The 18,054-nt window shown below is 55.2% G+C and carries 17 protein-coding genes and 1 other RNA gene; 9 read left to right on the top strand and 9 right to left on the bottom strand.

Going from position 1 to position 18,054, the window contains the following annotated elements; translation table 11 throughout:
- Nucleotides 1-1,305 (top strand): phosphoglucosamine mutase (glmM, locus tag MVK46_RS00810; protein ID WP_297534519.1); only part of this gene is annotated, 1,305 nt, incomplete at its 5' end.
- On the opposite strand, the gene MVK46_RS00805 is transcribed toward glmM, so the two are convergent.
- Entirely contained in the window at nt 1,274-2,089 is an 816-nt protein-coding gene (locus MVK46_RS00805; RefSeq protein WP_297534517.1) for an MBL fold metallo-hydrolase, read from the bottom strand. The two genes, glmM and MVK46_RS00805, sit on opposite strands and share 32 nt — an antisense overlap.
- 114 nt (nt 2,090-2,203) lie before the next feature.
- Between MVK46_RS00805 and MVK46_RS00800 the strand changes: the two genes are divergently transcribed.
- The 3 genes from MVK46_RS00800 (at nt 2,204) to MVK46_RS00790 (ending at nt 5,638) form a co-directional block, all read left to right on the top strand.
- A complete protein-coding gene (locus MVK46_RS00800) occupies nt 2,204-3,466 on the top strand; it encodes a M20 family metallo-hydrolase (protein ID WP_297534514.1) in 1,263 nt (420 codons plus the stop codon).
- Nucleotides 3,467-3,551: 85 nt separating this feature from the next.
- Entirely contained in the window at nt 3,552-4,865 is a 1,314-nt protein-coding gene (locus MVK46_RS00795) for a serpin family protein (protein WP_297534511.1), read from the top strand.
- 29 nt (nt 4,866-4,894) lie between these two features.
- A complete protein-coding gene (locus MVK46_RS00790) occupies nt 4,895-5,638 on the top strand; it encodes a methyltransferase domain-containing protein (RefSeq protein ID WP_297534508.1) in 744 nt (247 codons plus the stop codon).
- A gap of 158 nt (nt 5,639-5,796) precedes the next feature.
- On the opposite strand, the gene MVK46_RS00785 is transcribed toward MVK46_RS00790, so the two are convergent.
- On the bottom strand, nt 5,797-6,987 hold the full coding sequence (locus MVK46_RS00785; RefSeq protein WP_297534523.1) for a class I SAM-dependent rRNA methyltransferase: 1,191 nt from the start codon (nt 6,985-6,987) through the stop codon (nt 5,797-5,799).
- A 95-nt stretch (nt 6,988-7,082) separates the two neighbouring features.
- On the opposite strand from MVK46_RS00785, the gene MVK46_RS00780 reads away from it, so the two are divergent.
- Nucleotides 7,083-7,391 (top strand): DUF5748 family protein, encoded by a 309-nt coding sequence (locus MVK46_RS00780; RefSeq protein WP_297534506.1) that lies wholly within the window; start codon nt 7,083-7,085, stop codon nt 7,389-7,391.
- Between the two features lie 4 nt (nt 7,392-7,395).
- Here the strand turns inward: MVK46_RS00780 and MVK46_RS00775 are convergent, their stop codons facing one another.
- The 3 genes from MVK46_RS00775 to MVK46_RS00765 form a co-directional block, all read right to left on the bottom strand.
- The gene (locus MVK46_RS00775; protein ID WP_297534504.1) at nt 7,396-8,523 is read right to left on the bottom strand and encodes a tripartite tricarboxylate transporter permease; all 1,128 of its coding nucleotides are present in this window, start codon (nt 8,521-8,523) and stop codon (nt 7,396-7,398) included.
- Complete coding sequence (locus MVK46_RS00770) at nt 8,502-9,644, bottom strand: hypothetical protein (protein ID WP_297534503.1); 1,143 nt, start codon at nt 9,642-9,644, stop codon at nt 8,502-8,504. Before MVK46_RS00770 ends, MVK46_RS00775 begins: the two co-directional genes overlap by 22 nt.
- A 65-nt stretch (nt 9,645-9,709) precedes the next feature.
- Nucleotides 9,710-10,462, bottom strand: a complete 753-nt coding sequence (locus MVK46_RS00765) for an ATPase domain-containing protein (RefSeq protein WP_297534502.1) — start codon at nt 10,460-10,462, stop codon at nt 9,710-9,712.
- 197 nt (nt 10,463-10,659) lie between these two features.
- Between MVK46_RS00765 and priL the strand changes: the two genes are divergently transcribed.
- The 3 genes from priL to MVK46_RS00750 are packed head-to-tail and all read left to right on the top strand — an operon-like array spanning nt 10,660 to nt 13,737.
- A complete protein-coding gene (priL, locus tag MVK46_RS00760) occupies nt 10,660-11,868 on the top strand; it encodes a DNA primase large subunit PriL (RefSeq protein WP_297534501.1) in 1,209 nt (402 codons plus the stop codon).
- Entirely contained in the window at nt 11,861-12,895 is a 1,035-nt protein-coding gene (gene priS, locus MVK46_RS00755; protein WP_297534521.1) for a DNA primase catalytic subunit PriS, read from the top strand. The genes priL and priS overlap by 8 nt, the downstream gene beginning before the upstream one ends.
- On the top strand, nt 12,892-13,737 hold the full coding sequence (locus tag MVK46_RS00750; RefSeq protein ID WP_297534500.1) for a DMT family transporter: 846 nt from the start codon (nt 12,892-12,894) through the stop codon (nt 13,735-13,737). Before priS ends, MVK46_RS00750 begins: the two co-directional genes overlap by 4 nt.
- Here the strand turns inward: MVK46_RS00750 and rnpB are convergent.
- The 4 genes from rnpB to MVK46_RS00730 all read right to left on the bottom strand — a co-directional run bounded on the left by rnpB (nt 13,723) and on the right by MVK46_RS00730 (nt 16,420).
- An RNA gene (rnpB, locus tag MVK46_RS00745) (RNase P RNA component) lies at nt 13,723-14,044 on the bottom strand. The genes MVK46_RS00750 and rnpB overlap by 15 nt on opposite strands.
- Before the next feature lie 37 nt (nt 14,045-14,081).
- On the bottom strand, nt 14,082-15,701 hold the full coding sequence (locus tag MVK46_RS00740) for a hypothetical protein (RefSeq protein WP_297534498.1): 1,620 nt from the start codon (nt 15,699-15,701) through the stop codon (nt 14,082-14,084).
- Between the two features lie 42 nt (nt 15,702-15,743).
- Complete coding sequence (locus MVK46_RS00735) at nt 15,744-16,016, bottom strand: hypothetical protein (protein ID WP_297534497.1); 273 nt, start codon at nt 16,014-16,016, stop codon at nt 15,744-15,746.
- Nucleotides 16,016-16,420, bottom strand: a complete 405-nt coding sequence (locus MVK46_RS00730) for a DUF61 family protein (protein WP_297534496.1) — start codon at nt 16,418-16,420, stop codon at nt 16,016-16,018. The genes MVK46_RS00735 and MVK46_RS00730 overlap by 1 nt, the downstream gene beginning before the upstream one ends.
- 222 nt (nt 16,421-16,642) lie before the next feature.
- Between MVK46_RS00730 and glnA the strand changes: the two genes are divergently transcribed.
- The gene (gene glnA / locus MVK46_RS00725) at nt 16,643-17,968 is read left to right on the top strand and encodes a type I glutamate--ammonia ligase (protein WP_297534495.1); all 1,326 of its coding nucleotides are present in this window, start codon (nt 16,643-16,645) and stop codon (nt 17,966-17,968) included.
- The last annotated feature ends 86 nt before the right edge of the window (nt 17,969-18,054 follow it).

Here is an 18,054-nt window from a genome sequence, read left to right as displayed (position 1 = left end):
TTGAAGGTCGGAATGGCCGTTGGAACATACAAGAGGGGAAAAGCCGTCGTCGCGAGGGACGGGAGGACCTCAAGCATCATGCTCAAGAACGCTCTGATAAGTGGCTTACTCGCGAGCGGAATGGAGATTTTAGATGCCGATTTGATTCCAACTCCGGCTCTAGCGTGGGCAACGAGGGAGCACGGCGACGCGGGAGTTATGATTACCGCGAGCCACAATCCCCCGACCGACAACGGGATAAAAGTCTTCAACGGCGACGGGACCGAGTTCTACGTCGAGCAGGAGAAGGAGCTTGAGGAGATAGTCTTCTCCGGGAACTTCAGGAAGGCAGAGTGGAACGAGATTAAAACGGTTAAACCCCTCGACGTTATAGACGACTACATCGGAGCGGTTCTCGACTTCGTGAACCACGAGACGGGCCTTAAAGTCCTCTACGACGGGGCCAACGGCTCCGGGAGCGTTTTAGCGCCTTACCTGCTCCGCGAGATGGGCGCTAAAGTGATAAGCGTGAACGCCCACGTCGACGGCCACTTCCCGGGAAGGAAGCCCGAGCCGAGGTACGAGAACATCGCCTACCTCGGGGAGCTTGTTAAAGAACTCGGCGTCGATTTAGCTGTAGCGCAGGACGGAGACGCCGACAGGATAGCGGTGTTCGACGAGAAGGGCAACTACGTTGACGAGGACACGGTAATAGCGCTCTTCGCCAAGCACTACATTGAAGAAAACGGCGGAGGAACGGTTGTTACGTCGATAAACACCGGGTCGAGGATTGATGAGGTAGTTGAAAAGGCAGGAGGAAAGGTTGTACGCGTTCCCCTCGGCCAGCCCCACGACGGCATAAAGAAATACGGAGCCATCTTCGCCGGCGAACCCTGGAAGCTCGTCCATCCAAAGTTCGGCAACTGGATTGACAGCTTCGTGACGATGACGCTCCTGATTAAGATGATTGACGAGAACGGCCCGCTCTCGAAGCTCGTCTCCGAGATTCCGGTCTACTATCTTAAAAAGGAGAACGTTCCGTGCCCGGACGAGCTCAAGGGTAAAGTCGTTGAAAAAGCTAAGGAAGAGCTTGAGAAGGCCTTAGGGGAGGAAATCAGGAAAATCCTTACGATTTCGGGCTACCGCTTCCAGCTGAGGGACGGCTCGTGGGTTCTCGTCAGGCCGAGCGGGACGGAGCCGAAGATTCGCGTCGTCGTCGAGGGACCGAGCGAAAAGAGAAGGGACGAGCTCTTCGAGTTAGCTTATAAAACGGTTGCAAAAGAAGTGGAAAAGCTCAAACGAAGCGCGCGGGTCGAAGGGTCCTGACGGCTATCTCCCTTTTGTCTATCATGACCTTGAAGCCCTCCTTTGCGACGTAGGTCTTGACGCCGGTCACCGTTTCGATGTATTTTGCCTCCTTGTAGGGGTTGGCGAAGTGCATCTTCATGCCGATGTGGCTCATTACCAGTACTTCGGGTTTTTTCTCCATGCTCTTGAGCATTTCAACGGCATCGTCGGTGCTGAGGTGGTAGGGAATCCCCATGTCCCTCGGGCGCGTTATCGCCGCTATGATGACCCTTGCTCCATCGTGCCACTCTATAAGGCCGTCGAAGTAGGCCGTGTCCGGGATGTAGGAAATGTCGCCGTAGGCGGTCTTCATGCGGAAGCCTATCGTCGTCGGGTCCGAGTGCTGGCTCGGCGTTATGAGGAACTCCTCCTCACCTATCGCTATCTTGTTGCCCGGTTCCGGCGTGTGGACGCTCTCAAGGACCTTTATGTGGTACTTGCTTATCGCCGGCGTGTGCATCTCATCGCCGTAGACGACGCTCTTTGAAGCTATCAGCGTGCCCCTCTTCTTGAGCGCACCGCCGGTCATGGCCTCGACCATAACCTCGAGGTCGTTGCAGTGGTCAACGTGCCTGTGGGAGACGAAGATAGCATCGAGCTTTCTTGGGTCAAGCTTGTAGCGCCAGCTCCTGACGAGCGCTCCCGGGCCGGGGTCAACGTAAACGTTCCTGCTCGCCCTTATGTGGAATCCCCCAGTGGAGCGGAACTGGGTTATTGTTATGAACCTCCCGCCCCCGCTCCCGAGGAAGGTTATCTCTATCACTCACTCACCTCCGTATCCTCTGCGGACGGTGAAGTATACGGCCGGGAGTATATAAGGTGTTTGGGTTGCCGAAAGGGGTTTAAGCTCCGGAGAGAAGTAGTGGCGGTGGTTCTGATGGAGTTTGAAGTGGTTATGAAGGAAGTAGAGAACCTCAGAGACGAGATAGTAAAGACGCTCGTCGAGCTGATTAAGATTCCGGCCATAAGCCCCGACTACGGCTACGAGGGGGAGTACGACAAGGCCCAGAAGCTGCTTGAGATTATCAGGGACTGGCCCTTCGACAAGGTCGAGGTCTACAACGCCCCGGACGAGAGGGCCAAGAACGGGGTCAGGCCGAACATATTGGCCTATTACTACGGCGAGAAAGGCGAGGAGAGCGAGAGGCTCTGGATTCTTACGCACATCGACGTCGTTCCGCCGGGAGACCTGAGCAAGTGGACCGTTACGGAGCCCTTCAAACCGCTCGTGAAGGACGGCAAGGTCTACGGGCGCGGAAGCGAGGACAACGGACAGAGTTTGGTTGCTTCGCTCTACGCTGTGAGGGCCATGATGAACCTCGGAATAAGGCCGAAGAGAACCGTCATTTTGGCCTTCGTCAGCGACGAGGAAACCGGGAGCAAGTACGGAATCGGGTGGCTTATGAAGGAGCATCCGGAGCTGTTCAGGGAAGACGACCTCGTTCTCGTCCCGGACGGCGGAAACGAGGACGGGACGTTCATAGAGGTTGCCGAAAAGGGAATCCTCTGGTTCAAGCTCAAGGTTAAGGGCCAGCAGGTGCACGCGAGCATGCCGGACAAGGGCCTGAACGCACACCGCGTCGCACTCGATTTGGCCTACAACCTCGACAAAAGGCTTCACGAGAAGTACAGCGAGAGGGACGGACTCTTTGACCCACCGGAGAGCACCTTCGAGCCGACGATGGGAGGAAACCCGGCCGACAGTCCCAACATAATTCCCGGCGAGCACGAGGTCGTTTTCGACTGCAGGGTTCTGCCGAGGTACAGCCTCGACGAGGTTCTCAGGGACGTTGAAGATGTCGCGAAAGAAGTTAAGGAGAGGCACAGGAAGGAGCTTGACGGGAAGGTTCTCCCCGAAATCGAGGTAGAAATCCTCCAGAGGGGCGACCCGGCACCGCCGACGGACCCGAACAGTGAGATAGTGAAGCTCCTGAAGGAGGCGATAAAGGAGCTACGCGGAAAGGAAGCAAAGGTTGGTGGCATAGGAGGCGGAACCTTCGCGGCGTTCTTCAGGAGGAAGGGAATTCCGGCCGTTGTCTGGGCGACGCTCGACGAAACTGCCCACCAGCCCAACGAGTACGCCAAGATTGACAACATGGTCGAGGACGCCAAGGTCATGGCATACTTAGCTCTGCGCTGACTTTTTAATCTATTTTGTTTCAAACTCGCTTGAAGCAATCGTCAGGTATTTATATTTTCTCGCCGTAAGTAATCCAGTGGTGAGAATGAGAAGGATTCTGGTCCTTGTGCTCGTCTTTGTTGTTATTGCATCCGGCTGCATCGCGGGAACCCAGACGACACCGACGTCCACAGGACAGACAAGCTCACAGACCATCACAAACACCACCCATGAATCCATGGAACAAGTTCACTCAACGGCAAACGACGTCCTCGACCCGACGAGAACCGATAGTGTTCAGGCGGTGGTAAACGCCAGCAACCTCTTCGGCATCGGGCTTTACAAGGAGCTCTCAGGTAGCGGCGGGAACGTCCTCATATCCCCCTTCAGCGTGTTCACGGCCCTGAGCATGGTTTACGAGGGCGCCAGGGGCAAAACCGCCTGGGAGATGACAGGGGTCCTCCACCTCCCCAAGAACGAAACCATGCGCAGGGAGGCGTTTAGAACGCTCCTGCTTGACGCCCAAAGACCCTATGGAGTGGAACTCACAATCGCCAACGCCCTCTGGGTTCAGGAGGGCTATCATCTAAAGGAGAACTATCTTAGGGTCATAAGAAAGTACTACCTGGGCGATGTGCGGGAACTCGATTTCAAGGGAAACCCAGGGGGCGCCGAGAGAACGATTAACGAGTGGGTGGAGGAGAAGACTAACGGGAAGATAAAGAACCTCGTGAGCGGACTAACCCCCAACACGAGGCTGGTAATAACCAACGCAGTCTACTTTAAGGCCAACTGGACGCTCCGCTTCAGTCCAAGCGGAACGCACAACGGAACGTTCACACTCCCCACGGGGAAGGAAGTGACCGTCCCAATGATGACCCAGGTTGGCAGGTTCAACTACGCCGAAACCGGCTCGTTCCAAGTTCTGGAGATGCCCTACGAGGGCTCAAGATTCAGCAACTTCAGCATGGTGATAATCCTTCCCAAGGACGCAAACGGCCTGAAGGAAATAGAAGAGAACCTCAGCCCGCGGTTCCTGAAGGCCGTTCTCAGCTCCCTTAAGCCTGAGGAGGTCAAGGTGACCATACCAAAGTTCAAATTCGAAGGGAGCTACCACCTGGGCAAAGTCCTTGTGAAGATGGGCATGAAGCAGGCCTTCACGGATGGTGCGGACTTCTCGGGAATATCGGAGGAGCCCATAGCAATAAGCGACGTGGTGCACAAGACGTTCATAAGCGTCGCCGAGAACGGCACCGAGGCGGCCGCAGCAACGGCGGTTGTGCTGACCGCGGCCTCGGCCCCTGGGCAACTCCCCGAGTACAAGGTCTTCAAAGCAGACCATCCCTTCCTGTTCCTCATCGTGGACAGAGACAGCGGGCTGATACTCTTCATGGGGCGCCTCGTGAACCCGAAGGGGTGAGCTTTTAAGCCCCTTCCCCAACTTTTTCCATGCCCCTCTGGAAGGACGGAAAGCTCGGACTGCCGGTGAGGGAAGCGGTAAAGCTCTTTCCGGAGCTGAATGACTACCTCGACGAGCGCGGAAGGCTCGACCTTTCGAACAGGAGGGCGAGGATACTCTACAATAGGGCAATAGCGAAGGTCCTCTTCGGGCTTGAGATAGAATACCACCCGCACGGTCTCGTGACGCCCCCGATATCGCGCTACCTCTTTCTGAAGACGTTTTTGAGGGGCGGGGAGAAGGTTTTAGAGATTGGAACCGGGCACACCGCGATGATGGCCCTCATAGCTGATAAGCTCTTCGACTGCGAGGTAACGGCCACGGAGCTCGATGAGGAGTTCTTCGAGTACGCGAGGGGGAACATCGAGCGTAACGGCGCAAAGGTCAGGCTAATCAAGAGCGACGGGAGGATAATCCGGGGGGTAATTCCCGAAGGAGAGAGCTTCGACGTCATCTTCTCGGCCCCGCCATACTACGAGAGGCCGACAAAAGGTGTTTTAACGGAGAGGGAAGGCGTTGGCGGGGGAAAGTACGGCGAGGCCTTCTCGGTGAGGCTGATAGGGGAAGCGAGGGACTACCTGCGGCCCGGCGGAAGGGTGGCCCTCTTTCTTCCCAACAAAAAGCCGCTGATAAAGGCCATAGTCGGGAGGGGAGAAAAGCTGGGCTACTCGGTGAGGGACGTGAAGTTCAAGGTCGGGACGAGGTGGAGGCACAGTTTGATACTCAGACTGTAATGGTCGTTGTAACAGCCATAACTTCCGCAATTTTAGTCGTTCAAACGACCAAATAGAAAAGGATTTCGGTCGGCAAAGCGACCGTAACGGGACTCGGGCCGTGGGCGTCTCAGCACTTGGCCCTCAGTGGAGGTGCTTTCTCGTCATCGTCCCGAGTTTCAGTGCATATCCTCAACGTAGAGGAAGAGGCACTTAAGGTATTCGGTGTCCTTCGAGGCCATGAGTATCGGGTGGTCCGGGGCCTGGGTTCTGTAGGGTTCGAGCATCCTGAGGAACTTGCCGGCCTTTGCTCCAGCCGCGATGACCATGTCCTTGAAGGCCTGCATGTCAACGTGCTGGGAGCAGGAGCAGGTGACGAGGATTCCACCCTCCTTAACGAGCTTCAAGCCGGCGTAGTTCACGTTGAAGTAAGCCCTGAGCCCGCGCTGGAGGTCCTTCTCGTGCTGGACGAAAGCTGGAGGGTCGAGGATAACTATGTCAAACTTCTCGCCCCTCCTGAGCATCTCCTCCATGACTGGGAAGGCTGAGCCGACGATGAACTTCATTTTATCTTCAACGCCGTTGAGCCTGGCGTTCTCCTTGGCGGTTTCAATTGCCTGGGGGGATTTATCAACGGCAACCACCTCCTCGGCCCCGGCAACTGCCGCGTGTATCGCGAAGCCACCGGTGTACGTGAAGACGTCGAGAACCCTCATTCCCGGTTTGACGTACTTCTCCAAAGCGATTCTGTTCTCGCGCTGGTCGAGGAAGAAGCCCGTCTTCTGACCGCGCATGTCGACGATGAACTTGGCCTTTCCCTCCTCTATTACCGTCCTGTACTTCTCTTTGCCGAGGAGAACGCGCTCTATCTCCGGTAAACCTTCCCTTCTCCTCGAGCGCCCAGTGTTCTTCTCGAAGACGGTCTCTATTTCAGGCTCGACCTCCATTATGGCCTCGGCCAAATCGAGCTTAAACTTCTCCATGCCGATGCTCGAAATCTGAAGCGAGGCTATCTCGTTGAAGCGGTCAACTATCAGGCCTGGCAGATAATCTGCCTCGCCGTAAACCATTCTGTAAGCCTTGTCGTAGCCGAGAACCTTCTTCCTGTACTCGTTGGCCTTCCTGATTCTCTCTCGGAAGAGCTCCTTCGTTATCGGGGTATCCCTGTCCTTGATAAGCAGGCGGACCATTATGTTCGAGTTGGGGTTAACGAAGCCCCTGCCGAGAAACTTCCCTCCCCTCGTGTAGACCTCGACTATATCTCCGGGCTCGAAGTCGCCCTCGGTTCTCACGACACCCTTCTTGAAGACTATCATCGCGCCCTTCCCTATGGCCCTCGCCGCCTGGGCGTCAACGATTACCCTCGCCATTCTCACCACCGGAGGGGTTAGAGGAGGGGGTTTAAAAATCCTGCCCGGCGATAGGTATTTAACCCCCGGAGCCATACATTAAATCGGTGGTTTCTATGCACTTCGACGTCGTAAAGGAGTTCTTGGAAGAGATTGGCGCCGACTGGATTGAGCTCGACGGCGAAGTCCACCTCGAGCCCGAGGTCTTCTATGAGGTTTGGAAGTACATCGGCCAGCCCGAGCTGAAGACCTACGTCGTCGAGGACGAAGTTGTAGAGCCGGGCTCCTACGACCCGCCTGAGATGAAGTACACCGACGTCAAGAAGATTAAGGTCAAGAAGGTGTACTTTGAGACGCTGGACGGGAAAAAGATAGTAACTGACTATTCTGAGTTCCAAAAAATCATGAAGGAGAAATCCGCTTGATATTTCATCTTATTAGCAGAGCCGGGAGCATCAGGGAGCCCATGCAGTTTGTCCTCTTCACCCCGAGGATAACCGCCAGATAGCCAACAATCGAGGAAGCGGTCAGCGCGAGCAGACCTGAAATACCGTCGAAGAGGAGAGCAAGAAGAATCAGAAACGTTAGAACGGTGAGGTTAATGAACCGGTAAGGGAGCCTTAAAAGGGCTTTCGCCAGAAGCCTTGCAAGATGCTCGCCGTAGAGAAGAACGGCAAAGCCCACAAAGAGCGCAACGAGGAGGAACGCCGGGAGGGCTTTGACGCTCAGGGGCTCCATCAGCGTCACCACTCCGTTTCTTTCCCTTCCCGTTTCGAGGAAGTTGAGGAGAGCGAAGAGGAAGTTGGCGGTGTTGACGGAGTAGACGATTGTCAGGAACGAGCGCTCGTCCCGGGAGATGAACGAGCCGAGCAGGGCCGCCTGCGACGCCGTGAAGGCCGGGAGGAGGGAAGCAAGCATACCGAAGAGCGTCCCCATAAAAGAGAATATGACGAACCTTTTGGGAGCAATCTCAAGCTCCGGACTGCCGGGTTCTATCCTCTTGGTTCCGGCCAAGAGAGAGGAGACTATGACGGGAACGCCGAAGAGCCCGGTGAAGAGGGCATAAAATGGCTCGTTCAGCGGGAGCGAGAGAATAAAAAGGCCCAGAATCCCCGAGAGGAGAATTATGAAGAGCGCATAAACCTTTTTCACGCCCCTCTCTGTGAAGACGAGGAGAAGGGTTAGGAGCAGGACGACGAGCTTCCCAAAGGCCGGCCGGTAAAGGGGAGCGAGGAGAAGGTAGAGGGGAACCAGCGGAAGAAAGAAGAGAACCGCCAGAAAGCTCGCGATGAGCGCTATCCTGACGACTTCAAGGCCCCTACCGCTGAGCACGAGCCGGTGAGCCGGCAGAACGCCGAGGGCCGTCCCTTCGTCTGGAACGCCGAGGAAGGTTGAAGGGACTACATCGAGGAACGTGTGAGTTAACCCCATCGCAAAGAGAACGACCGCACTCAGGCCGAAACCGCGGAGAAGGGAGGCTAAAGTGTTCACGTGGATTCCGGGGGTTATTCCCGTGAAAGTGCCGAGCATGAGACCTAACAGTGCTTCCCGGAGCAAATGTCCTCACCTGACTGAACTTCAAACGCCGGCTTTCCTCGGTAAGTCGTGAAGAAGCCGTAGGCTGTTACGCTCTCGTTTTCAGCCAGAGAGACACCGAGCCTCAATGGGAGCTTGAGGAGAACCGAGCAGGTGCCGTTGGTTACGTTCGCTACCCCAAAGCCGTTCCTGTAAACCCTCACCCAGGTTACTTTTCCCGAGATTCTCGCGAAGGAGCCTTCGTTAAAGGAGCATATGCCGTTTGGCAGTTTCTTCCGGGGCTTTACGACGGAGCAGTTCAGACAGAGCAAACTGGACTTCCTTCTGAGAGCCTTGAAGCGAACCGTGTCGCCGGTTCTCGCATGGAAACCGTAGAGCCTCAAGCTTGTGCAGTCGAGCCTCAGGTAGCGGGTAGTGCTTTTGATAACGAGACATTCGCCGGTGGCTATATCCCCGATTTGGGTCAGATTGAGGGGCTTCCCCTCCGCAGGTCCAAGGACATTAACGTCGCCGCCGGAATCCACGTAGAGCGTAATCCTCGAGTAAAGCCTCACTATGCCGAGGACTCTAATGCGAAGACCCGGTCTGAGGGAAAGGCCGTGGGGAAGGTAAACCCGGAACTCCTCGCTTCCGTTCCAGACCGTTGCAGGGTTTCCGCCGTAGAGGACAACGCCTTCGAGGGGGTAGGGCATGCCGTTTTTGGGTTCCTTCAAATAGCCGAGCTCCTCAACACGTAGGGGATAGAACTTCGAGCCATAGGTCAGGCCTTTAAGCCTCACGAGGCTTCCCTTGAAGGCGTTGATTGGATAGGCGAGGCGGACTTTCGAGGGGGTGAGCAGAACCGGACCGTTGGAGTAGTACCAGTAGACCCCTTCAAGACTCTCGAGGGGGAACGTTGCGTTTGCAGAAACAACTGTTGAGGCGTCCATCCAAAGACCGCGGTTGGTTTTTCTGAGCCTGCCTTTGACCGTGTAGACTTTCCCGACTTCAAGGGACTTCTTGAGCGCAACCGTTACTGTGCCGTTGTAGAGAACCGAAATGGAACCGGAGGAGTACACGCAGAGGCCAGTGAAGGAGTCTTTTTCCGGGGAGTAATGGCTAAGCGCAAGGGAAACGAGTAGCAGTGATGAGAGCAAAACCATTATTAAAACGTTTTTTGACACCATCAATAATGGTAAAGAAAGCGATGTTTAAAAAATTTATGGGGTTAATAAATCTCACCGCTGGGATAGACGACTATGCCCTCCTCGGTAATCTCGAAGGGGTACTTCTTCATCGAGTGCCTCGTTTCGCGCATCTTCCTTATCAGGAGGTAGCGCTTCAGCTCGACCTCCCTCTCGATGAAGTCCAAGAGCACTACACCCCTTGATATATACTCCTCAACCCCGTACCGGCTTATCTTGCCGCGGGCCGGGTCCGGTGCCTCCGTAGTGAGTATTGAGGTAACGCCCATCTCGAGGAGTATTGTGTTCAGCTGAAGGAGAACCTCACGTATCTCGTCTTCCTTTCTCAGCCTGAAGGCTATGGACGGGATGGAGTCTATGACAAGCCTCCTTGCGTTGATGGCCTTAACAACGCGATAGATATACCTGAGGAAGTCCTCTGCGTTGAGGTTCCCTTCGAGAACGTACTGCTCCTCGGACGGAAGCCCAACAACAGCGCTAACACCGTCAACTATCGCTATCTTTCCCTGCTTCTCGTACTTCTCAATGTCCCAGCCGAAGGCCTTCATTTCCCTCCTCAAGTCTTGGGCGCGCTCCTCAAGGGTCACTATAACGCCCGGTTCCCCGTACAGCTCGGCCCCTTTGTAAACGAACTGAACACCGAACGTCGTCTTTCCGCTTCCGGTTGGGCCGGTCACAAGAACAGTCGTTCCCTCTGGGAAGCCACCTTCAATGAGTTCGTCGAAGCCAGGAATTCCGCTCTTGACCCTTTTCACATCGTATCTCATCGTGAGCATGTCAACCACCCATGAACGTCACTACACCGGTTTTGTTACTGCCTATTAGTTTATTGTGGGGTTTGTAGATATAAAACTTTTGGGAGGAATGCGACAACAACATCCCCCGAATCCACGCATGAATTCAACTCCTTCCGTTAAAGACATAAAGGAAAGCGTTTTTAGTTCGTTGAGCAAAATTTCGACAAGGTGAAAGCATGTCCGACCCCTTTGGCGGGAGAGCACAGGGGATAATAAGGCGTGAATTCGGCGATGTCCTAACGCTCCTTGAGAGAATTCCCTCAAGCATAGATACAGATGACGCCCTTTCTCTTGTGAGGTGGATGCTCAAATCAAAGGACCCCCCAGAGAAGCTCCTAACAGTTGACCCCCTCGAGGAGCTCAAGGACCTCTTCAGGTTTTACGCCCTCCTGGGTGCTCTGGCGTTTTCCCCCTACGGCATTGAAGCAGAGTTCGTGAAAACGGCAACAACAAAGCTTTATCTAGCAAGAATAGAGAGAAAGGGTTCTCTGGAGGGAAGCCTTTTAAGGATTGAACCGGCTGAAGGGATACCTGAGAGGGACAGAAGGATACTGGAAAGGGCGATGGACAGAAGTCTGCCCGAGGAGGAGAGGGAAAAACTCAAACTGAAGTACAGGATGCACCTAAGCGAGTTTCTCGAGCTCTGGGAAGGCTCGCTGAGGGATGTTTATATAAGAGAAGGCCACGCATACCTCCGCTGGGACGAGGCGTTAAAGCTCTGGGAGATGGCCTTTGAAAGGCGATTTGATAAGGCGGTCAGCCTTCTAGCGGACGTCAGGGACGAACTTCCCGAATTCTACGAGGAGCTTAAGGGGAAGCTTGAGGAGCTAGCGAACGAGTACTTTAAGGAGAGGCTCGAGAAGCTCGGAAGAGTGGGAGCAAAGCCGCTACGCTTCGACCTATTCCCGCCGTGCGTTAAAGAGGCCCTAAAAGGCGTCCCCGCGGGAATGAGGAACTACGCTATTACGGTTCTCTTAACGAGCTTCTTGAGCTACGCGCGCATCTGTCCCAACCCGCCGAGGAAGGACGTCCGCGTTAGGGACTGCGTGAGCGATTTAAGGATAATAGAGGAAGAAATCCTTCCGATTATCATCGAGGCCGGCAACCGCTGCAAGCCGCCGCTCTTCGAGGACCAGCCCCACGAGATTAAGAACATCTGGTACCACCTCGGCTTCGGCTTAACGGATAAGCCAACGCTCGAGGACAGCGGAAATTCGACGTGGTACTTCCCGCCTAACTGCGACAAGATAAGGGCCAACGCCCCCCAGCTCTGCAAGCCGGACAGGTACTGCAGGGGGGTCAAGAACCCACTGACCTACTATCTAAGAAGGCTCGCAAGAGAAGAGAGGAGCGAAACCGGTGAAAGGGGTGAGGAAGGTGGCTGAACTGCTCAGAGAAGTCAGCAGGGAGGAGAGGGAGCTCTACTACAAGGGTGAGTGGAAGGCCAAGAGAATTCCGGAGTTCATACTCGATAGCCTCGAAAAGCGCGAGTTCGGCTTCGACCACACCGGGGAGGGACCGAGCGACAGGAAGAACGTATTCACCGACGTTAGAGATTTGGAGGACTACGTTAAGGCTACCTCACCCTACGCAATCTACACATCGGTTGCGCTCTACCGCGAACCTGCCCGGATGGAGGGGTGGCTTGGAGCGGAGCTCGTCTTCGACATAGACGCCAAGGACCTGCCCCTAAGGAGGTGTATGGACAGGCACCCGAGCGGGCAGGTGTGCCCAATCTGCCTGGAGGACGCGAAGGAGCTCGCAAGGGACACGCTGGTGGTTCTTAAGGAGGACTTCGGCTTCGAGAACGTCCACGTGGTTTATTCGGGCAGGGGCTATCACATAAGGGTTCTCGACGAGTGGGCGTTGAGGCTCGACGCCAAGGCCAGGGAGAAAATTTTAGCCTACATCAGCGCCTCGGAGGAGGTAACCTACGAGGACGTCATGAGCAGGAGGATTATGCTGTCGAGCGGCTACTTCAGGGTGTTTAGGCTTCGCTTCGGCTACTTCATAAAGAGGGCAAACGAAAACCACCTGATAAGCGCGGGGATAAAGAAGGGCCTCGCCAGAAAACTCCTGAGCGAAGAGAGCCGGGATAAAATCGTCAGGAGCTTCGTTGAGAAAGGACTTCTGGCGGCCTTTCCAAGCGGAGTCGGCTACAAGACCTTGATAAGGCTCTTCTCGATATCGAGCACCTTCTCCAAGGCATACTTCGACGGGCGCGTTACGGTCGATGTAAAGAGAATCCTCCGCCTGCCGTCGAGCCTGCACTCGAAGGTCGGGCTGATAACGACCTACATCGGCCCCGACGAGAGAAAACTCGAGCGCTTTAACCCCTTCAGGGACGCCGTTCCGGAGTTCAGGAAGGAGGAAGTGAAGGAAGCCTACGAGGAGTGGGAGAACTCAATATGAACAGAGGAAAAGCCCAGATAGCGATTGCAATGCTTATATGGGGGAGCGTCGGAATATTCGGCAGACTCTCGGGGCTTTCCGGCCTGGGCGTCGCCTTCGCGAGGGTTTCGCTCGGGACGCTCGTCCTCCTTCCAATCCTCAACTTTAAGGGAAAGCTCAGAAACGCTATGGGGGAGCTGAGAAAGAGGCCTTACCACATGCTCGCGCTCGGGACTGCCTTGGCTTTGAACTGGGTCTTCCTCTTCACGGCCTTCAACTACACAACCATAGCGAACGCGGTTCTCGTTTACTACACCGCCCCGGTCCTGGCGACGCTGATTTCGTGGCGCTTCCTCGATGAAAGGCTCGACACCGGAAAGGTTCTGAGCCTTGCCGTAGCCTTCACGGGCCTGCTCATCATAGCTTCATCCCAGAGAATCAGCCTCTCCGACAGGGACTTCATCGGAATCGTGTTCGCGTTTCTGGGGGCGCTCTTCTACGCCCTGATTCCAAACCTCGGCAGGTTCCTGAGGGGCGTTGACGGAGAAAGCCTGACCTTCCTCCAGCTGGCGGTAGCTTCCGTCGTTTTAATTCCCTTCGCGGCCCTTGAAAACGTTGGAAGCCCTGTCTGGTGGGCAATAGCGGTTCTCGTCCTGCTTCACACGGTTCTCGCTTTATACCTCTACATGGACGGGCTGAAGAAGGTGGAGGTTAAAGATGCCGCCCTTCTGAGCTACCTTGACCCGCTGAGCGCGATAGTCTACGCGTTCTTCGTCTTTGGAGAGGTGCCGGGGGTTAGAACCGTGATAGGCGGCGCCCTCATTCTGCTCGCTTCAGCCATTGATTTGGCGAGGGGGTCGTAGCCCGCCTTCTGTATCAAGGGGGCATTCGACTGAGCGGCCTACCACGGGGCTCGCACCGGGAACTCATCGCCCCAGCGTCGGCCTTGCACCCCGCGGGACGGCCGTTTCACCGCATCCCCCGGGATTGTCTGCGGGTTAGCTCGGTGCCCGTCGCCGGGCCCTTCGCGCGCGTCATCCACATCCCCCGGGGGCCGTGCCGTTTCTGCGCCGTTGCCCGGCCTCTCGGCCGGTGCCTTGCGGCACCGCGGCCCCGGTGCGGTGGGCGGAACTTCCTCGGGAGCGCCCCGAGAGCCCCCGACCCCCTCGCCGTAAGGAAGTAGAAAAGGGAGAATAAAAAGGTTTGGTCACTTCTTTTTGGGGAGGGAGTCCCTTTCACGGAACTTTGGCGGCTTCGGCCTCTTGAACCTCCCGAGCGGTGAGCGGCGCTTGGGCATTTTCCTGCGCCTCTTTCTCGAGCTGAGGCTGTTGTAGTAGTACCAGACCCCCACGACCACCGCGATAATAACCCCGATTCCAGTTCCAACCCACAGGGCCGCCGAGCCGCCCGAAGGAGTCTCAGTGGTGGAGGAGGACGATGTGCTGGACGGAGCCTGAGTTGTAGTGGTTGTCGTGGTTCTGGAGGGCGTTGCTGGGGGTGCTATGTAGAGCCGTCCCTTAACGGAGCTTGAGTGCCCGAGGGCCTTAAGTGTGAAGACGTAGCTCACGTTTTGACCGAGAGGAACCGTGAAAGAGAAATTGAACGTGACGTTTCCATGGGGAAGAACCTTCAGCAGGCTGTCCTGGTACAGAACTTTTCCCCCGCTCTCTATTGTATACGACAGAACTCCCTGAGTTTCCGACCACGGATTGGACACAGCGACCCTGAAAACAACCGTATCGTTTGAGACGCTCTTCTCCAACGAGACTATCCTCGGGGGAGAGACGACACTGTAACCGAGCGACTTCGAACCTACGAGCCTCGTTCCTATGAACAGCTTAAAAGATGCCGTGAGGTTTCCAGAGACGTTCGTTGGCAGACGAATTCCCATGACCTCGGTTCCCGGCGAGAGCTTCACTTCCCTGTACTCCGACGTAATTTTTTCTTTTCCCTTGAAGACCTCGGTTAAGAGCTTAACCGTGACGTTGCGCTCGGAAAGAATCGTGAGGTACGCCTCGTCAGAACTTCCGAGGAGAACCCTATCACTCTGGAGGGAAACGCCGACCAGCTTAACACCAGCTAAAACCGTAAACTCCTTCTCGAAAACGTAGCTCTGGTTTCCGTAGGAGAGCGTGTAAACGAGCAGATAGGAACCAGTGGGATAGTTAATACCAACGGGAACCGCGAACTTGATTAGAGTATCCCCGGGAGGAATCGTCACGATGTTCTCCTTTGTGTAATAGGTGGTTTCTGCGTGGAGCAGCTTAACGGATGCCTTGACGCTGACCGTCCTGTGTCCGATGTTGAGGACGTGTGAGTACACGATGACGCTCTCCCCAATGAAGACATAGGAGTACTCCCCCCTTCCGGGAACGTAGGTCTGGGCGCCGAGAAACTTCAGGGGAGAGCTTAGGACCCTAACGGGAACGACAGCGTTGAGGATTAGAACCTGTCCGGTAGTTGAGGTCGTTGCTATGAACCTCAGGTGGAGGGTGTAGTTGCCGGGGGGAACATCAGGAGAACACGAGAGGTTGTACGAAACGGTATTAGAACTCCCGCTGCTCCAGTGAGAAAACACGGTTGGAAACATCGTGAAGTTGAAACCGCCGACCGTTGAGCCGTTCTCGCTTTCAACCCAGTACCTCTGAAAGCTGACGACGGAGTACGAGACCCCTGCGTTGTTCGTGAGGACGAGCGTTCCCGAAGAGTAATCTCCCCTAACGACGGTTATAAAGGCGCTCGTTGAAAGGGTTCCAAACTCGGCAGACGCCAGCGGTAAGAGCGACAGCAGGAAGAGAGCGACGATAACAACACCAATCCTCCTCATTAACACCCACCGGCTAAGATAGGGTGCCTTTGAATATAAAGGCTATGCCTTCAGCAACAGCAGAACGCCCACAAGGAAGAGCAGAAGGGAGGATAAAAGGAAGAGACGGTAGTAGGCGAGCTTTGAAAAATGAGGGTAAACGGTCAGGCCAACTATGAGGAGCATCAGCCCGTAAACGAGCGCAAAGATTCCCAGGGCCAGATTGACCTTAACCCCAACGAGGAGGAGTATCCCAAAGACCATCCCGGCAAACACTGTGACGTGGGGAACTGTGAACAGCAGGTAATCCCTAAAAACCCTTCGCTCCATTTCCATCACTCCGTCATGAACGCATACGTGGTCGTCGTTGGGAGCTCCCGTCTAACCCTCGTGAGCAGATACCTCGGGTAAAGCCTCTCCTCCGGCTCTTCAAGGGGGTCATAAAAGCCGAGGATTTTGTCCATTACCTTGACCTCCACCCGGCCCCTAACCCGGAAGTATCCCCGGATTTCGCTGACTATCTCAAGAACAAGGGGCAGGCGGAGTTTTCTCTCATCGCCGGGGTCAAGGAGCGAGGATATCTTCTCCAGCTCACTCCTTCTGAAGCTGTGCCAGCTCCCGTCCCTGAGCCTAATACCGGGTTCCGGGCTTTCGAGAAGCTCCTCTAGGGTAAGCCTTCTCGCGGGCAGATGAGAGTTTATCCTGTAAATCTCCCTCGTCAGAATGTCCTCGGCCTTCATCGAGACTACAGTCGGGGGAAGCAAAGATAAAAGTTCTTTGATAAAAACTTGTCTAATTTAGCTAAGCTATTGCGTTGAATAACCATATCTTTGTCAAATAATCAGGAGCCGAAAGCCGCGTTTGTCGTCCCGGCAAAAGTTCAATAGAAATCCTTATTAAGGAGTAATTGTTCATTGAATCCAGCTAAAAGTTGAACAAATAGATAATTTGGAGGTGAAAAAATGAACACAATACGGACCGTCGGGGAGTTCGATGGAAGGCGTGAAATAAGGTTCCTTCAGCTCGTGTTCGTTGATATAAACGGTGTTCCCAAGGGAATGGAGATTCCAATGGGAAGGTACGAAGAAGCCATAGAGGACGGTATAAGCTTCGACGGTTCATCAATCCCTGGATTTCAGGGAATAGAGGACAGCGACCTTATATTCAAGGCAGACCCCAGCACCTACGCCGAGGTTCCGTGGGAGGGCATAGCAAGGGTCTACGGCTACATATACAAGGACGACAAGCCCTACGATGCGGACCCGAGGGGCGTTCTCAAAAGGGCACTTGAGGTTCTTGAAAAAGAGGGCTTTAAAGCCTATATAGGGCCGGAGCCGGAGTTCTACCTCTTCAGGAAGAACGGTAGCTGGGAGCTGAACATCCCGGACAGCGGCGGCTACTTCGATTTGGTTACACTGGACAAGGCCAGGGACGTCAGGAGGGAGATTGCCCTTTACATGCCCGCCTTCGGCCTCGTTCCTGAAGTGCTCCACCACGAGGTCGGAAAGGCCCAGCACGAGATTGACTTCCGCTACGACGAGGCCCTTAGAACGGCGGACAACATAGTGAGCTTTAAATACATCGTAAAGGCCGTCGCGGAGCTGAGGGGCCTCTACGCGACCTTCATGCCAAAGCCAATCTACGGGTTCCCGGGCAACGGAATGCACCTCCACATAAGCCTGTGGAGGGACGGGGAGAACGCCTTCGTTGGTGAGGACGGACTCAGCGAAACGGCCCTTCACTTCATAGGGGGAATCCTCAAGCACGCAAAGGCGCTGGCGGCGGTTACCAACCCGACAGTTAACAGCTACAAGCGCCTCGTTCCCGGTTACGAGGCTCCGGTCTACATCAGCTGGGGCTACCGCAACAGGAGTGCCCTCATACGCGTCCCGGCCTTCTGGGGCAAGGGGGCCAGAATAGAGTACCGCTGTCCCGACCCGAGTGCAAACCCGTATCTAGCTTTCTCCGCCATACTCATGGCCGGCCTCGACGGGATAAAGAAGAAGGCCGAGCCAGAAGCTTACGTTGAAACCAACGTCTACGAGATGAGCGACAAGGAAAGGGTCAAAGCCGGAATCGAGACCCTGCCCGGAAGCCTTGGGGAGGCTTTGGAGGAGCTGAAGAAGGACAAGGTTGTCAAGGATGCACTCGGAGGGGCCTACAGGAACTTCGTTGAGTACAAGGAAGACGAATGGGAGGAATACGTGGAGTACCTCTCAATGAAAGAGCTTCCGGTGGAGACCAAGAGGGTAACCGAGTGGGAGCTTGAAAGGTACTTCTACGTTTGATTTTCTCTCATATGGACGAGGATTGAACCCCCGATTATGAGCGCGCCGCCGAGAAGCTGGAGGGGAGTCAGGGTCTCGCCGAAGAG

Source organism: Thermococcus sp. (assembly GCF_027066465.1).
GTDB lineage: Archaea > Methanobacteriota_B > Thermococci > Thermococcales > Thermococcaceae > Thermococcus.
The sequence above is the reverse complement of the archived record's forward strand: the minus strand, read 5'-3'. Positions and strand labels throughout refer to the sequence as shown.

What these genes read in the sequence shown, in the direction of transcription:
- MVK46_RS00800 (WP_297534514.1), top strand. Translation starts at nt 2,204, where the DNA reads ATGGAGTTTGAAGTGGTTATGAAGGAAGTAGAGAACCTCAGAGACGAG.
- MVK46_RS00795 (WP_297534511.1), top strand. Translation starts at nt 3,552, where the DNA reads ATGAGAAGGATTCTGGTCCTTGTGCTCGTCTTTGTTGTTATTGCATCC.
- MVK46_RS00790 (WP_297534508.1), top strand. Translation starts at nt 4,895, where the DNA reads ATGCCCCTCTGGAAGGACGGAAAGCTCGGACTGCCGGTGAGGGAAGCG.
- MVK46_RS00785 (WP_297534523.1), bottom strand. Translation starts at nt 6,987, where the DNA reads ATGGCGAGGGTAATCGTTGACGCCCAGGCGGCGAGGGCCATAGGGAAG.
- MVK46_RS00780 (WP_297534506.1), top strand. Translation starts at nt 7,083, where the DNA reads ATGCACTTCGACGTCGTAAAGGAGTTCTTGGAAGAGATTGGCGCCGAC.
- MVK46_RS00770 (WP_297534503.1), bottom strand. Translation starts at nt 9,644, where the DNA reads ATGGTTTTGCTCTCATCACTGCTACTCGTTTCCCTTGCGCTTAGCCAT.
- MVK46_RS00765 (WP_297534502.1), bottom strand. Translation starts at nt 10,462, where the DNA reads ATGCTCACGATGAGATACGATGTGAAAAGGGTCAAGAGCGGAATTCCT.
- priL (WP_297534501.1), top strand. Translation starts at nt 10,660, where the DNA reads ATGTCCGACCCCTTTGGCGGGAGAGCACAGGGGATAATAAGGCGTGAA.
- MVK46_RS00750 (WP_297534500.1), top strand. Translation starts at nt 12,892, where the DNA reads ATGAACAGAGGAAAAGCCCAGATAGCGATTGCAATGCTTATATGGGGG.
- MVK46_RS00740 (WP_297534498.1), bottom strand. Translation starts at nt 15,701, where the DNA reads ATGAGGAGGATTGGTGTTGTTATCGTCGCTCTCTTCCTGCTGTCGCTC.
- MVK46_RS00735 (WP_297534497.1), bottom strand. Translation starts at nt 16,016, where the DNA reads ATGGAAATGGAGCGAAGGGTTTTTAGGGATTACCTGCTGTTCACAGTT.
- MVK46_RS00730 (WP_297534496.1), bottom strand. Translation starts at nt 16,420, where the DNA reads ATGAAGGCCGAGGACATTCTGACGAGGGAGATTTACAGGATAAACTCT.
- glnA (WP_297534495.1), top strand. Translation starts at nt 16,643, where the DNA reads ATGAACACAATACGGACCGTCGGGGAGTTCGATGGAAGGCGTGAAATA.